The sequence below is a fragment of the Mesorhizobium sp. M1A.F.Ca.IN.020.04.1.1 genome (assembly GCF_003997315.1).
Lineage (GTDB): Bacteria > Pseudomonadota > Alphaproteobacteria > Rhizobiales > Rhizobiaceae > Mesorhizobium.
Genome location: NZ_RZSN01000001.1, coordinates 35,959 through 50,812, shown reverse-complemented (window position 1 = coordinate 50,812; position 14,854 = coordinate 35,959). Strand labels below are relative to the sequence as shown.

The following is a 14,854-nucleotide window of genomic DNA, read 5'->3' as shown; positions in this document are numbered from 1 at the left end:
AGACTGAGATGCTTACGAGACGCGAAGCTTTGTTGGGTTCTGTTCTTGCTGCGACCGCCGTCGCAGCTGCCGGAGCAGTGCCGGCCATGGCAGCGGCCAAGGCACAGGATGTGGCCGGACTGCCTCGCGAAAAGGTGACGCTGGTCGCGCCGCCCTTGGTGCACGCTCACGATCAGGCTGCCAAGGGCGGCCCAAAGGTCGTCGAGTTCACCATGACCATCGAAGAGAAGCCGATGGTCATCGACGCCGACGGCACGCAGCTCAACGCCATGACCTATAACGGCTCCATTCCGGGGCCTCTCATGGTCGTGCACGAGGGCGATTACCTCGAGCTCACGCTGGTCAACCCCGATACCAACAGTCTCGCCCACAACATCGACTTCCATGCGGCAACCGGCGCGCTCGGCGGCGGCGAACTGACGCTGATCAACCCGGGCGAGCAGGTCACTTTACGCTTCAAGGCGACGCGGACGGGAACCTTCGTCTATCACTGCGCGCCCGGCGGAGCGATGATACCCTGGCACGTTGTGTCGGGAATGAGCGGAGCGGTAATGGTCCTGCCGCGCGACGGACTGATGGACGATAAGGGCAAGCCGGTCCGCTATGATCGCATCTACTATATCGGTGAAAACGATTTCTACATCCCACGCGACGAGCAGGGAAAGTTCAAGAAGTACGATTCGGCCGGTGATGGTTACGACGAGACGATGAAGGTCATGCGCGGCCTCATACCGACACATGTCGTGTTCAACGGCAAGGCGGGATCGCTGACAGGCGAAAACGCCATGAAGGCGAAGGTCGGCGAAACTGTTCTCATCGTCCACTCGCAAGCCAACCGCGACACACGTCCGCACCTGATCGGCGGTCATGGCGACTTTGTCTGGGAAGGCGGCAAGTTCGCCAACCCGCCTGCCAGGGATATGGAAACCTGGTTTATCCGCGGCGGGTCGGCGGGTGCCGCGCTCTACACCTTCCTGCAGCCGGGCGTCTACGCCTACGTCAATCACAACCTGATCGAGGCAGTCGAGCTCGGCGCGACCGCGCATTTCATGGTTGAAGGAAGCTGGGACGACGATCTGATGAAACAGGTCGAGGCTCCCAGGGCAATTGCCTCCTAAGAGCAGAGCGGAATCGCAGCGCAGCCCGCTTCTGGCGGATTGCGCTGCTCCCCGGGGGGTGCAGCATGTCCTTCGATCCTGTCTTCACATTCGGTGTTATCGGGGCTGCCGCCGTCATCGGCCTGGGGGTCAGCCAGGCGCTCGATGGCATGTCCTCGCGCGCGGCGATCGCGGCTGCACCACGCGAGCTGGTAGCTCTGGCACCCGGTTCATTCAAGCATCCGCAGCCAGGCGAATTCCTCAAGGACAACCATCCTGCCCCAGCGCCCGCCTTGACCGAAACTATCGAAGCGCCGGTGGAAATCATGAAGTTCCAGGTGAGCGCAACGGACTACGACCGTTGCGTTTCGGAGGGCGCCTGCAAGCCTGCTGACTCAAATCTTGCCGGCAACGTTCCAGCGACAGGGATCAGCTTTCTCGATGCGCAGGCCTATGCGAACTGGTTGTCGGCGAAGACGGGCGAAGTGTGGCGGCTCCCGACCGATGTGGAATGGGCCTATGCGGCGGCGGAGCGATTTCGGGCCGATATAGAAGGCGGTGAAGGCGACCCGGCCAATCCGGCAAGGCGATGGCTCACCCGATATCGCAACGAGGCCGCGCTCGGTCGCAAACCGGATCCCGAACCGAAGCCACGTGGATACTTTGGCCTCAACTCAAAGGGCGTTTCCGATGTCGCCGGCAATGTATGGGAGTGGACATCGACCTGCTACACCCACGCGACTGTGTCCGATGAGGTCGTAGGCAGCGTGGTCACCAATTGCGGTGTGCATGTTGTGGAAGGTTTCCACCGCACCTACATGTCGAACTTCATCCGCGATGGCAAAAGCGGCGGCTGCGCGGTCGGCACACCACCAGACAATCTGGGCTTCCGGCTTGTCCGCGACCGCGATGGCTTCCTGAGGGCCGTGGTTCGTCGCCCTGGCCTGACCTGACTGCCTGCTGACAAGGAATATGAATGACATCGAAGTCAGTTTTGACTGACAGGATTCGCCCTGTCACCGAACAGCCTCTGATGAGCCCCGGTGTGGATCGTGCTTCGATAGGAGCACTGGTGCGCGAGTTCTATGCCAGAGTGAGAGAGGACGAGCGGCTCGGACCCATCTTCACCCGGGAGATCACTGGCGACTGGGGACCTCACCTCGAGAAGATGACGAATTTCTGGTGCTCCGTCATGTTGAAGAGCGGCGACTATCATGGACGTCCGGTGCCGGCTCACCTGAAACTGGAGGATGTCACCGAAGCCGACTTCGACACCTGGTTGGCTCTCTTCCGGGCGACGGCATCGGATCAGTTCGAGCCCGAAACCGCGGCGGTGTTCATCGAGCGGGCGGAGCGAATAGCAGCGAGCCTGAAGCTCGCCATGTTCTTTCGCCTGGATCGGGCGGCAGCGTGCAGGTAGGCCAATAGTCGGGCCGGCTGGTTGATTGTCCTGGAACCCTTGGCAGGCTGATCCCGACTTGATTTTACGCAAAGACTAGGCCCGTCGGGGGTCATAGATTCGTCGAATGATCCTCAATCTCTGCGTCGGCACGAGCGTCATCAGCCTGACGGTCCTGATTCACACCTTCGGCCTGATCGCGATCACTCACGTGATGGCGCACCTCGTGGCGCATTTTCGCATGCACGGCCGCCGCAGCCGCATCCTGGCCGTGATCAGCGTCGTGATGGGGCTTTTCGCTGTCATGACAGCGGAAGTTTGGCTCTGGGCCGGAATGTACAGACTACTCGGCGTCCTCCCGGACTTCGAGACTGCGCTCTACTTCTCCACCATCACCTTTTCCACGGTCGGCTATGGCGACGTCATACCCGCCCACGGTTGGCGTGTCCTGGCTGCTCTGGAAGGCGTGAACGGGTTTCTGCTGATCGGCTGGTCGACAGCCTATCTGATTGCGGCCGGAACCCGTATCGGTCCGTTCAAGGCGGGCGAGCACTTTTGAGTGCTAGGCCCAGCTTTGCGCTCAGACCGCCAACGAGTGCCTGCCGGTTCCGTTTCTGAAATACTTGTCGAATTTCGCCGCCACCGTCCTGACCAGCGGACGGCTTTCTTCGGGCACGATGAAGTATTCACCATCGAGCCGAAGAAGCTGGCCTGCTCCGCTGATGGCCAATCGGCTCGCCTCGCAGAGCAGCCTTTGGCCGATATTCCCGAAGCGTTCGACAAGTTCTATCGCTGAAAAAGTAAAGTTGCACATCAGGCGCTCGATGAGCCAGGCCCTCGCCTGATCATCGGCACTAAGCTCAATGCCGCGCACCGTCGCCAGTTGTCCGGCATCGACGGCCTTTTCGTATTCACCAGTTGCAACAATGTTCTGAGCATAACCCTGGCGGAACCGGCTGATCGCGGAGGGCCCAAGACCGATCAGGGTTTCACATGGGTCCTCGGTGTAGCCCTGGAAATTGCGGCGGATCCTGCCGCCGCGCGCGGCAACCGCCAGCGCATCCTGCGGCTTTGCGAAATGATCCAGTCCCAGCGCCTGGTAGCCGGCATCGACAATCATTCGTGCGGCAAGCTGCGACTGCCCCAGTCGAGCGGCTGAATCGGGCAGCCAGGCCTCATCGATCATCGTCTGGTGCTTCTTGAACCATGGCACATACGCGTAGCCGAATAGGGCAAGCCGGTCCGGCGCCAGCGTCAGCGCCTGGGTGACTGTCGCGGCGACGCTCTCGCAGGTCTGATGCGGCAAACCGTAGAGCAGGTCCAGGTTGACGGATCTCACGCCCCGCGCGCGCACAGCATCAACAATGCTTTTGGTTAGCGCGAAACTCTGCTCGCGATTGATCGCCTTCTGCACTTTGGGATCAAAGTCCTGGACGCCAAGGCTCGCCCGCGTCATGCCGATCGCGGCGAAAGCATCGAGCCGCCCCTCGTCCATGTCGTTCGGGTCGATCTCGACGCTGAGACTGGCGTCATCGAGAAAGTCGAACCGATCCCGCAACGCTGTTCCGAGCATCAGGATGTCGTCCGGTTTCAGCATCGTCGGGGAGCCGCCGCCGAAATGAACGGCGCGCACCCTGCCCCGGCCACTGACAAGGCCACCGACGGTTTCGATTTCCCTGTGCAGCGAGCGCAGGAAGGTGGCCACCGGCGCATAGTGCCGTGTCTGCTTGGTATGGCAGGCGCAGAACCAGCACAGCCTGTCGCAGTAGGGGATGTGCAGATACAGCGATATCTCGTCATCGCCTTCAAGCCCATCCAGCCAGCCCCGAGCGACGACTGGGTCGACGCCAGCGTGAAAGTGTGGCGTCGTCGGATAGCTCGTATACCGCGGCACGTTCTCGGCCGAGCTGTTGGCCAAGGCCATGCGGATATCGTTCGCCGTTTTCTGTTGCATGCCGCAACCTAGCCGCGCTCGTCTGTTGAAGCCTTGATTCCAATCAATGCGGACCAAAGGACAAAAGGACGCAACAATCCCACAATACAAAGGTGATACCCTGCCAACCTTGTTGGGCTCGGCCCCACTTTGTTTTGGCTTCAGATGCGATGAACGTTCGACAGGACATCCATAGTGCCGGCATCCCTGTGCTTTGCCAGTCCTGTGAAGCGCGGCACCGGGGTTTATGTGGTGCGCTCGAACCCGATCAGCTGGTTGAGCTATCCAAGACAGCCTCAAGGCACGGCGTGTCACCGGGTGCTGAGCTGATGGGCGATGCCGAAGTCGTAGAACGCTATTCGAACGTCCTCTCCGGGGTTGTCAAACTGACAAAGAGCCTTTCGGACGGGCGCCAGCAGATCGTCGGCCTGCAGTTCGCTCCGGATTTCCTGGGGCGACCGTTCAAGTCCGAAAGTGCAATCAATGCCGAAGCGGCTACGGAAGTATCACTATGCTCGTTTCCAAGGACGGTGATCGAACGGATGATGAGGGTTTCTCCGGGATTCGAACACCGCCTGCTCAAGCAGGCTCTGAACGACCTCGATGAAGCGCGAGACTGGATGGTAGCGCTGGGGCGCAAGACAGCGTCCGAAAGGGTCGCCAGCTTCCTTCTTATGATTGCCAGGAATATAGAGCCGGCGTCCGATCCGGCAGCCAGGTCGGCCAGCTTCGACTTGCCGCTGACGCGTGCCGACATCGCTGATTTTCTCGGACTCACCATCGAGACGGTCAGCCGCCAGCTGACGCGACTGCGCACCGACGATGTGATCCGGATCGAGAGCAACCGCCATGTCACGGTGGACAGCCTCAGCCGCCTGCAACAACGCTGCGGTGACTGATCGCGCCAGCGCGATTGGCGGAGCGCTACAAGAGTCGCTTAGTCCGATCCTCGGAAGAATGTGCTCGCGCTCGAACGCTATATGGCGCCGCATGCTTTCGAAGAAGCCGCGCAGCATGAAGCCGACCGCTTTCGCATTCTCGATCCTCGGTCAACTCGTCCGCGTAGCATTCGTCCTCGAGGTGCTCCGCCCGACCGTCTGATGGAGGCAAGATTGGACTCAGCCAGGGTGAGAGCCGCCTCATAGGCCGGGAAGACGACCGTTTCCTCATAGCGGTGAATGGCGCGTAGCAGCGGAACGATGCTGTTGGCCACGCCAAGGCATTGCAGGCGATCGACATGCGGCAGGGCGTCGGCCAATTGCTCGAGCGTATCGCAGAGCCGCAGCTTTTGCCGATGTGCCCGTCTCATCATGGCGCCCGGCACTGCTTCATCGCCGAACCCAGCGGCTTGGGACAGATGGCCGCAGTCTTGCCAAGGCGCCGTGCCGGCGTGCCTTTCCTTCCCAACGACTGCCTGCTGACCGAACTGGCATCGAGGCTGCCCAAACCGAAACGACAGGGCTTTGACCTAGATCAAGGCCGACAGTCCCCGATTGAGGAACTCATGCGGCCGTCGGCATCCGCCGGAATTCGAGATTCGGGGACTTGCGATGAGATTTGGCACGGAGATCGTTCTTCTAAGCCTCTTTGCTTTTGCGGCGCTTGTGGCCGCCGGCTTCGGCGTGGACGAACCCTTTCGCCAGCATATGTGGGTCTTGTTCTTCGTCTTGGCTGGCTTCACCGCGATCCTGTTGCGCACGACGGACTTCAAGCCGGCGATCCCCGTTGACCCCGGCGCGTACATGGACGGGCCGGTCCGCTACGGCGCCATCGCAACCATATTCTGGGGGGGTGTCGGGATGCTGGTCGGCGTGATTATCGCGCTGCAGCTCGCTTATCCCGACCTGAATGTCGCGCCATGGTTCAATTTCGGCCGTCTGCGCCCGCTGCACACCTCTGGTGTCGTCTTTGCCTTCGGCGGCAACGCGCTTCTGTGCACCTCCCTCTACGTGGTGCAACGCACCTGCCGCGCCCGCCTGTTCGGCGGCAATCTCGCCTGGTTCGTCTTCTGGGGTTACCAGCTCTTCATCGTCATGGCCGCGACCGGCTATCTGCTCGGCATCACCGAGAGCCGCGAATACGCCGAACCCGAATGGTATGTCGACATCTGGCTGACGATCGTCTGGGTCGCGTATCTGTTGCTCTTCCTCGGCACCATCCTGAAGCGCAGGGAACCGCACATCTACGTCGCGAACTGGTTCTACCTGTCCTTCATCATCACCATCGCGATGCTGCACGTCGTCAACAATCTTTCGATGCCGGCCTCCTTCCTTGGATCGAAGAGCTATTCGGCTTTCTCCGGCGTCCAGGACGCGCTCACGCAATGGTGGTACGGCCACAACGCCGTCGGCTTCTTCCTCACCGCCGGCTTCCTCGGCATGATGTACTATTTCGTGCCGAAGCAGGTGAACCGGCCGGTCTACTCCTATCGCCTCTCGATCATCCACTTCTGGGCCCTGATCTTCCTCTACATCTGGGCAGGCCCCCATCACCTTCACTACACGGCCCTGCCCGACTGGGCTCAGACGCTCGGCATGGTGTTCTCGATCATGCTGTGGATGCCGTCCTGGGGCGGCATGATCAACGGCCTCATGACCCTGTCAGGCGCCTGGGACAAGATCCGCACCGATCCGATCGTGCGCATGATGGTCGCGGCCATCGCCTTCTATGGCATGTCGACCTTCGAAGGCCCGATGATGTCGATCAAGGCCGTCAACTCGCTGTCCCACTATACGGACTGGACAATCGGCCACGTCCATTCGGGCGCGCTTGGCTGGGTCGGGCTGATCTCGTTCGGCGCCATCTACTACATGGTGCCGAAGCTGTGGAACCGTCAGCGGCTCTATTCGCTGCGGCTCGTCACCTGGCACCTCTGGCTGGCGACGCTCGGAATCGTCGTCTACGCCGCGGTCATGTGGGTCTCCGGCATCATGCAGGGCCTGATGTGGCGCGAGTACGACGAGCAGGGTTTCCTCGTCTATTCCTTCGCTGAGACGGTCGCTGCCATGCACCCTTACTACGTCATGCGCGCCGCGGGCGGCGCTCTCTACCTCGCCGGCATGCTGATAATGGCATGGAACATCACCATGACCATTCTCGGCTACCAGCCCGAGGAGCAATCCCAGCCGGGCCCCACGCCCGCCCTCCAGCCTGCCGAATAGGGAGCCAGACATGGGCTTGATGGACAAACACGCGCTCATCGAGAGGAACGCCACGCTTCTTCTCGTCGGGTCTCTGCTGGTCGTGACCATTGGCGGCATCGTCGAGATCGCGCCGCTCTTCTACCTCGATAACACGATCGAGAAGGTCGAAGGCATGCGGCCTTACTCGCCGCTAGAGCTTGCGGGACGCGACATCTATGTCCGCGAAGGCTGCTACCTCTGCCACAGCCAGATGATCCGGCCGTTCAGGGACGAGGTCGAGCGCTACGGCCACTACAGCCTAGCCGCCGAGTCGATGTACGACCACCCGTTCCAATGGGGTTCCAAGCGCACCGGACCGGACCTTGCCCGCGTCGGCGACCGCTACTCCAACAGCTGGCACGTCCAGCACCTTGCCGACCCCCGCTCGGTGGTGCCGGAATCGATCATGCCCGGCTACGCCTTCCTGAAGGACACGCCGATCGACGTGAAGGACTTCTCCACGCATCTGGTCGCGAACCGGCGCGTCGGCGTTCCCTATACCGACGACATGATTGCCAACTCCAATGCGGACCTGATGGCGCAGGCCGATCCCAGCGCCGATACGTCGGGCCTGGAAGCGCGCTATCCCAAGGCCAAGATCGGCGACTTCGACGGCAATCCGCAGCAGGTTACCGAGATGGATGCGCTCGTCGCATATCTGCAAATGCTCGGCACGCTGGTCGACTTCAAGACCTATGACGAAGCCGCCGGCTATCGCTGAGGAGAGTGACCGATGGACTACAATTTGATGCGGGAGTTTGCCGACAGCTGGGGCCTGCTCGCCATGGCGCTGTTCTTCGTCGGCTGCGTTGCCTTCGCGCTCCGCCCCGGCGGCAAGGCGCACGCCGACCAGGCCGCACAGATTCCACTCAAGGACGGCTGATCATGAGCAGCGAGCATATCGACGAAATCTCGGGCATCGCGACGACCGGTCACGAATGGGACGGGATCAGGGAACTCAACAATCCGCTGCCGCGCTGGTGGGTGATCACCTTCTACATCACCATCGCGTGGGCGCTCGCCTACACGATCGCCTATCCGGCGTGGCCGATGATCAGCTCTGCCACCCAAGGCGTTCTGGGCTTCTCCAGCCGCAACGACGTCAAGAACGAGATGGCCGCCGCCGAGACGGCCAAGGCTCAGTATGTCGCGGCGATCCAGGCCAAGAGCGTCTCCGAGATCGCCGCCGATAACGCGTTGCGCGAGTTCGCCGTCGCCGCGGGCGGCGCTGCGTTCAGGGTCAACTGCGTGCAATGCCACGGCTCCGGCGCGCAAGGGTCGACAGGGTTTCCGAACCTCAACGACGACGATTGGCTATGGGGTGGAAAGACCGATCAGATCCAGCAGACGATCACGCACGGCATTCGCTTCGCCACCGATGCCGATACTCGCCAGTCGGAGATGACCGCCTTCGCCGATGTGCTGAAGCCTGACCAGATCGCTGAGGTCAGCGCTTATGTCGCCAGCCTCTCGGGCCCTGTCCAGGACAAGAACCTGGTCGGCCCCGGCGCCAAGGTCTTCGCCGACAATTGCGCCGCGTGCCATGGCGAGAATGCAAAGGGCAACCGGGAGCTTGGAGCGCCCGACCTTACCGACGCCATCTGGCTTTATGGGTCCAGCGAGGCGGCGATCGCGGCGCAGGTCCGCACGCCGCATAACGGGGTGATGCCTGCCTGGGGCGGGCGCCTCGGCGAGACGACGGTCAAGGAACTGGCGGTCTATGTTCATTCGCTTGGCGGCGGAGAATAGGAAGCGGGGCCTATTCTCGGCCCTCGGCCGTGCAAGCGACGAGGCCCGGCCGAGCCGGGCCTCGACCTGTTCCATCGGCGGTTTTTGACCTGGGTCAACGCGCTGCGATGAGACCTCCGGCAAGACTGCCCGATGAGAGCGGCTCCGTACTTTGCCGCCGTTGGAGATGCATGTGCTCGACCAGACGCAGGTAGAACGGCTCGAGGCCGAAGCGGTGAATTCCGCGAAGACCCGCCAGCCTCTCTACGCCGCGCGCAAGAAGATCTTTCCGAAGCGCGCCTCGGGCCGTTTCCGCCAGTTCAAGTGGCTGGTGATGGCGATCACGCTCGGCATCTATTACCTGACGCCGTGGCTGCGCTGGGATCGCGGCTCCTTCGCTCCCGACCAGGCTGTGCTTGTCGATCTGGCGAACCGCCGCTTCTACTTCTTCTTCATCGAGATCTGGCCGCAGGAATTCTATTACGTCGCCGGCCTCCTCATGATGGCGGGCGTCGGCCTGTTCCTGGTCACGTCCACGGTCGGGCGAGCCTGGTGCGGCTACGCCTGCCCGCAGACCGTCTGGGTCGACCTGTTCCTCGTGGTCGAGCGCGCGATCGAAGGCGACCGCAATGCCCGCATGAAACTGGACGCCGCTCCCTGGACGGCGCGCAAGCTGTTCCTGCGTTCCATCAAGCACGTCATCTGGCTGGCCATAGGCATGGCCACCGGCGGCGCTTGGATCTTCTACTTCGCCGATGCGCCGACATTGCTCATGGAAGTCGTGACCGGCACGGCGGCGCCCGTCGCCTATGTCACGATCGCCGTTCTGACAGGCACCACCTATGTGTTCGGCGGGCTGATGCGCGAGCAGGTTTGCACCTACATGTGCCCGTGGCCGCGCATACAGGCCGCCATGCTCGACGAGAACTCGTTGACCGTGACCTATAACGACTGGCGCGGCGAACCGCGCTCGCGTCACGCCAAGAAGGCACTGGCCGCCGGACAGCTGGTCGGCGATTGCGTCGACTGCAACGCCTGCGTCGCCGTCTGCCCGATGGGCATCGATATCCGCGACGGCCAGCAACTGGAATGCATCACCTGCGCGCTCTGCATCGACGCTTGCGACGGTGTCATGGACAAGCTCGGCCGCGAACGCGGCTTGATCTCCTACGCGACGCTGGCGGACTACAACGCCGACATGGCGGTGGCGACCGCCGGCGGCACCAGTCCGGTCAATCCGGCGCTGGTGAGAACGCCGAGCGGCAGCTTCGCCGACGGATTGGCGTATTTCCAGCTGAGCAAGATCTTCCGCCTGCGCACCTACATCTATCTGGGCGCCTGGTCGGCGATCGGGCTTGTCCTCGTCTATTCGCTGCTGACCCGCGAGCGGCTGGAGCTGAATGTCCTTCATGACCGCAATCCTCAGTTCGTGACGCTTTCGGACGGCTCGATCCGCAACGGCTACACCGTCAAGCTGCTCAACATGATCCCCGAGCCGAGAACGATCGAGGTTACGTTGCAAGGGCTGGACGGCGGCGAGATGAGCATCGTCGGCATCGACCAGCCCTCGAGCCGCACATTTGCCGTCGCGGTCGAGCCCGACAGGTTGAATGTCCTCAAGGTCTTCGTCCGCCAACCAACCGAGCTGATCAAAGCGCCCGTGCAGAGCTTCGAATTCCGGATCGCGGACAAGGCGAGTTCCGAATCCGCCCAGTACACCGCCAGTTTCAACGCACCCGAGAACCGCAAATGAGCACCGATACACGAAAGCCGCGCGAGTTCACCGGCAGGCACATGCTGGCCTCCATCCTCGCCTTTTTTGCGGTCGTCATCGGCGTGAACCTCACCATGGCAACTCTCGCCCGCCGGAGTTGGACCGGTCTGGTCGTCGAGAACACCTATGTTGCCAGCCAGCAGTTCAACAAGCGGGCCAGGGAAGGACGCGCGCAAGCCGCGCTCGGCTGGAAAGGCAAGTTGACCATCGCCCCCGGCGAGGTCCGCTACAGCCTTGCCGATACACAGGGAAATCCGGTGCCGCTCCACGGCGTCAAGGTCTTGTTCCGGCATCCGGCTTACGAGACCGAGGACGAGGCTTTGACGCTCGCCGCGGCCACGGGCGGCATTCCTTCGAAAACGGGGGAATTTGCCGCCCGGCACACACCGAAGGACGGCGTCTGGATCGTCGAGATCGATGCCGACGCCGGGCTGACATTGCCGTTTCGCGATGTTCGTCGCCTCATAATCTCGAAGGGAGCCCTGCAATGAGCTGCTGCGCACCGGGTGCCGAAATGACGTTGGATATCGCCGATGCGGCGTCTGCTTCGCCCTCGAGTGACGAGATCAGGCTTGCCAGCCGCAACCTCGGCGGCGACATTCACCAGACCGAGCTATCGGTGCCGGCGGTCCATTGCGGGGCCTGCATCCAGACGATTGAAGCCGCCCTTGCAAAGATCGAGAACGTCGACTCCGCGCGCGTCAACCTGTCGACGAAACGCGTAACGGTTCGCTGGCATGGCGGCAGGGTCCCACCTTTCTTTGCCGTGCTTGGCCGGCTCGGCTATCAGGCACATCTTTTCGACCCCGAGACGCACGAGAAGGACAAGGCCCTCTCGGAACTGATCCGAGCAGTCGCGGTCGCCGGCTTCGCCGCGGGCAACATCATGCTTTTGTCCGTCTCGGTCTGGTCCGGCGCCGAGGGCCCGACGCGGGACCTGTTCCACTGGCTGTCGGCCCTGATCGCCATCCCTGCCCTGGTCTTCGCCGGCGCTATCTACTTCCGCTCTGCGGCGAACGCCTTGCGTCACGGCCGCATGAACATGGACGTGCCGATAGCGGTGGGCGTGTCGCTTGCCTATGCGATGAGCCTCTACGAAACCGTAACCCACGGTGAGCACGCCTATTTCGATGCCTCGACATCGCTGCTCTTCTTCCTGCTGATCGGCCGCACGCTGGATCACGTCATGCGGGAACGGGCGCGGACGGCCGTCAGCGGCCTGTCGCGCCTTGCGGCACGGGGATCGGTGGTCCTGCGCGACGACGGCACGCGCGACTACGTGCCGGTCGCCGAGCTGCAGCCGGGAATGCGCCTGCTTATCGCGGCTGGAGAGCGGATACCGGTGGACGGCGCCATAGTCAGCGGCAATTCCGACCTCGACTGCTCGCTCGTGTCGGGTGAAAGCAGGCCGAAATCCGTCAGCGCCGGAACCCGTGTCCAGGCCGGAACACTCAACCTCACCGGCCCGCTGACGATGCAGGCGACCGCCGCCGCGAAGGATTCCTTCCTGGCGGAAATGGTCCGGTTGATGGAAGCCGCGGAAGGCGGGCGCTCGCAATACCGAAGGATTGCCGACCGGGTATCGGCGCTTTATGCGCCGGTGGTCCATATCGCGGCTTTCGCGACCTTCCTTGGCTGGATGGTGGCATCCGGTGATTGGCACCGAGCCATGACCATCGCCATCGCCGTGCTCATCATCACCTGCCCCTGCGCCCTCGGTCTCGCGGTGCCGATCGTGCAGGTCGTGGCGGCCCGGCGCCTTTTCGAGGCCGGGATCATGGTCAAGGGCGGCTCCGCCATGGAGCGCCTGGCCGCAGTCGATGCGGCTGTCTTTGACAAGACCGGAACACTCACCCTGGGTCAGCCGCGCCTCACCAATGCATCATCGATCGATCCGACCATGCTGGCGATGGCGGCCGGCATGGCCGCGCAGTCGCGTCATCCGTTCTCAAAGGCCCTGGCGATCCACGCCGGCTTTTGCGGCCAACCCGAGCTTGTCTCGGTGCGGGAAGAACCCGGCTTCGGCATCGAGGCCGAAGCCGGCGGCGACATCTGGCGCCTTGGCCGGCGCGGCTGGGCCGGATGGAAGGCCCGGACCGGAGGTGAAGGCAAGCTCGGCGGTTATGGCGGAACTGTCCTGTCAAGAAACGGCACGATCGTCGCGTGCTTTGCCTTCGAGGACGCGCCTCGGTCCGATGCCAATGCGGCTATCGAGAGCTTGAAGCGCGCCGGCGTGTCGGTCGAAATGCTCTCCGGCGATACGGAGAGAGCCTGCGGCGAGGTTGCCAGCTCACTGGGCATCGACAGCTTTGTGCCGGCGCTGCTTCCTTCGGGCAAGGTCCATTGGATCGAGACGCTGGCCCGCGCCGGCCACAAGGTTTTGATGGTCGGCGACGGACTCAACGACACGCCCGCGCTTGGGGCGGCGCATGTGTCCATGGCGCCTGCCACCGCGGCCGACGTCGGCCGCAAGGCGGCCGACTTCGTCTTCCTGCGCGAAAGCCTACTGGCGGTGCCGCTTGCCTTGGACCTGTCGCGCAAGGCAGGCCGGCTCATCCGCCAAAACATCGCAATCGCGATCGTCTACAATGCCTTTGCCGTGCCGATCGCCATCCTGGGATATGTGACGCCGCTGATCGCAGCCATCGCAATGTCAGCGTCCTCGCTGATCGTGATCGCGAACGCGATGCGGCTGAGAGGAGCCGCGACGACGGCCGCTCCCCAGCAACGTGAGCGTCGTCAGCACCGCACCGACATCGTGGAAGCGGCCCGTTGATGACTACGCTCGCCTATCTCATTCCTGTGGCCCTCTTCCTGGGCGCGCTCGGCCTGTCGGGCTTCCTGTGGGCGCTACGCAGCGGACAGTACGAGGACCTTGATGGGGCTGCCGAGCGGATCCTGATCGACCCGGACGACATCGAGAACGAAATCGCGCGCCGAAAATGAGGCAGATCAAGGCGCAGCCCGCCTGGAAGCCTCTAAACATGCGAGAAACGATGGAGGCGTACATGCAGGCCAGTGCCATAATGACAACCCCGGTGATCACGATCGACGCGGCAACCCCCGTCGCCGGCGCAGTCGAACTGATGCTGTCTAAGAAGATCAGCTGTCTGCCGGTCGTCGGCGCTGACGGAACGCTGGCCGGCATGGTCAGCGAAGGGGACTTCCTGCGTCGAGCGGAGCTTGGCACCCAGCGCGCCCGCGCACGCTGGCTGCAGTTCCTCCTGGGCCCCGGCAAGATCGCCGACGAATATGTTCGCGCCAACGGGCGGCGGGTCGACGAGGTGATGACAACCGATGTCGTCTCGGCGTCGCCTCGTGCCTCGCTCGCCGAAATCGTTGAACTGATGACCCGCCACAACATCAAGAACGTTCCGATCGTCGAAGCTGGCGAGATTCTCGGCATCATCACGCGCTCGGACCTCTTGCGCGCTTTGGCTCGTGTCCTGCCGAAATCGGGCGCGACGACCGCCGATGACGAGTTGATCCGCAGGAGCGTCGTCGCTGAGTTGCAGAGCCAATCCTGGTGTGGTGGCGACTTGATTGGCGTGACGGTGGACAACGGGGCTGTCGAATTGAATGGCGCGATCTTTGACGAGCGCCAGCGCAAGGCGGCGGTCGTGGTGGCCGAAAACGTCGCCGGCGTGAAGGCGGTCAAGGACAGCCTATTCTGTGCGGAACCGTTTTCGGTGGTGCTTGTGTCCTAGAACGACGCCTGCCGGAGCCAAACCGCGGTTCCGG

Annotated in this window: 16 protein-coding genes; 14 read left to right on the top strand and 2 right to left on the bottom strand. The window is 62.7% G+C overall.

Annotated features, from left to right (window positions below; genetic code table 11):
• The first annotated feature begins 8 nt into the window (after window positions 1-8).
• From nirK to EOA49_RS00240, 4 genes are all read left to right on the top strand, one after another.
• Entirely contained in the window at window positions 9-1,118 is a 1,110-nt protein-coding gene (nirK, locus tag EOA49_RS00255) for a copper-containing nitrite reductase (RefSeq protein WP_127239752.1), read from the top strand.
• Between the two features lie 65 nt (window positions 1,119-1,183).
• A complete protein-coding gene (locus EOA49_RS00250) occupies window positions 1,184-2,050 on the top strand; it encodes an SUMF1/EgtB/PvdO family nonheme iron enzyme (protein ID WP_127239751.1) in 867 nt (288 codons plus the stop codon).
• 119 nt (window positions 2,051-2,169) lie between these two features.
• Entirely contained in the window at window positions 2,170-2,517 is a 348-nt protein-coding gene (locus EOA49_RS00245) for a group III truncated hemoglobin (protein WP_348626851.1), read from the top strand.
• Window positions 2,518-2,623: 106 nt separating this feature from the next.
• A complete protein-coding gene (locus EOA49_RS00240) occupies window positions 2,624-3,055 on the top strand; it encodes a potassium channel family protein (protein WP_127239749.1) in 432 nt (143 codons plus the stop codon).
• A gap of 21 nt (window positions 3,056-3,076) precedes the next feature.
• On the opposite strand, the gene hemN is transcribed toward EOA49_RS00240, so the two are convergent.
• Window positions 3,077-4,420: an oxygen-independent coproporphyrinogen III oxidase gene (hemN, locus tag EOA49_RS00235; protein WP_127239764.1), complete on the bottom strand. Its 1,344-nt coding sequence runs from the start codon at window positions 4,418-4,420 to the stop codon at window positions 3,077-3,079.
• Window positions 4,421-4,599: 179 nt separating this feature from the next.
• Between hemN and EOA49_RS00230 the strand changes: the two genes are divergently transcribed.
• The gene (locus EOA49_RS00230) at window positions 4,600-5,328 is read left to right on the top strand and encodes a Crp/Fnr family transcriptional regulator (protein WP_127239763.1); all 729 of its coding nucleotides are present in this window, start codon (window positions 4,600-4,602) and stop codon (window positions 5,326-5,328) included.
• 77 nt (window positions 5,329-5,405) lie between these two features.
• Here the strand turns inward: EOA49_RS00230 and EOA49_RS00225 are convergent, their stop codons facing one another.
• Window positions 5,406-5,738, bottom strand: a complete 333-nt coding sequence (locus EOA49_RS00225) for a hemerythrin domain-containing protein (protein ID WP_348626853.1) — start codon at window positions 5,736-5,738, stop codon at window positions 5,406-5,408.
• Between the two features lie 241 nt (window positions 5,739-5,979).
• Here EOA49_RS00225 and ccoN point away from each other — a divergent pair, with 241 nt between their 5' ends.
• From ccoN to EOA49_RS00180, 9 genes are all read left to right on the top strand, one after another.
• A complete protein-coding gene (ccoN, locus tag EOA49_RS00220) occupies window positions 5,980-7,590 on the top strand; it encodes a cytochrome-c oxidase, cbb3-type subunit I (protein ID WP_127239748.1) in 1,611 nt (536 codons plus the stop codon).
• A gap of 10 nt (window positions 7,591-7,600) precedes the next feature.
• A complete protein-coding gene (gene ccoO, locus EOA49_RS00215) occupies window positions 7,601-8,332 on the top strand; it encodes a cytochrome-c oxidase, cbb3-type subunit II (protein WP_127239747.1) in 732 nt (243 codons plus the stop codon).
• 12 nt (window positions 8,333-8,344) lie between these two features.
• Window positions 8,345-8,494, top strand: coding sequence for a cbb3-type cytochrome c oxidase subunit 3 (locus EOA49_RS00210; RefSeq protein ID WP_127239746.1), 150 nt, complete (start codon window positions 8,345-8,347; stop codon window positions 8,492-8,494).
• A gap of 2 nt (window positions 8,495-8,496) precedes the next feature.
• Window positions 8,497-9,360 carry a cytochrome-c oxidase, cbb3-type subunit III gene (gene ccoP, locus EOA49_RS00205; RefSeq protein WP_127239745.1) on the top strand — a complete coding sequence of 288 codons (864 nt, stop codon included), beginning with the start codon at window positions 8,497-8,499 and terminating at the stop codon, window positions 9,358-9,360.
• A 172-nt stretch (window positions 9,361-9,532) separates the two neighbouring features.
• Entirely contained in the window at window positions 9,533-11,092 is a 1,560-nt protein-coding gene (gene ccoG, locus EOA49_RS00200; protein ID WP_164746666.1) for a cytochrome c oxidase accessory protein CcoG, read from the top strand.
• Window positions 11,089-11,604, top strand: a complete 516-nt coding sequence (locus EOA49_RS00195; protein ID WP_127239744.1) for a FixH family protein — start codon at window positions 11,089-11,091, stop codon at window positions 11,602-11,604. The genes ccoG and EOA49_RS00195 overlap by 4 nt, the downstream gene beginning before the upstream one ends.
• Window positions 11,601-13,889 (top strand): cation-translocating P-type ATPase, encoded by a 2,289-nt coding sequence (locus tag EOA49_RS00190; protein ID WP_127239743.1) that lies wholly within the window; start codon window positions 11,601-11,603, stop codon window positions 13,887-13,889. Before EOA49_RS00195 ends, EOA49_RS00190 begins: the two co-directional genes overlap by 4 nt.
• Entirely contained in the window at window positions 13,889-14,059 is a 171-nt protein-coding gene (gene ccoS, locus EOA49_RS00185; protein WP_127239742.1) for a cbb3-type cytochrome oxidase assembly protein CcoS, read from the top strand. The genes EOA49_RS00190 and ccoS overlap by 1 nt, the downstream gene beginning before the upstream one ends.
• Complete coding sequence (locus EOA49_RS00180; protein ID WP_348626850.1) at window positions 14,056-14,820, top strand: CBS domain-containing protein; 765 nt, start codon at window positions 14,056-14,058, stop codon at window positions 14,818-14,820. Before ccoS ends, EOA49_RS00180 begins: the two co-directional genes overlap by 4 nt.
• The last annotated feature ends 34 nt before the right edge of the window (window positions 14,821-14,854 follow it).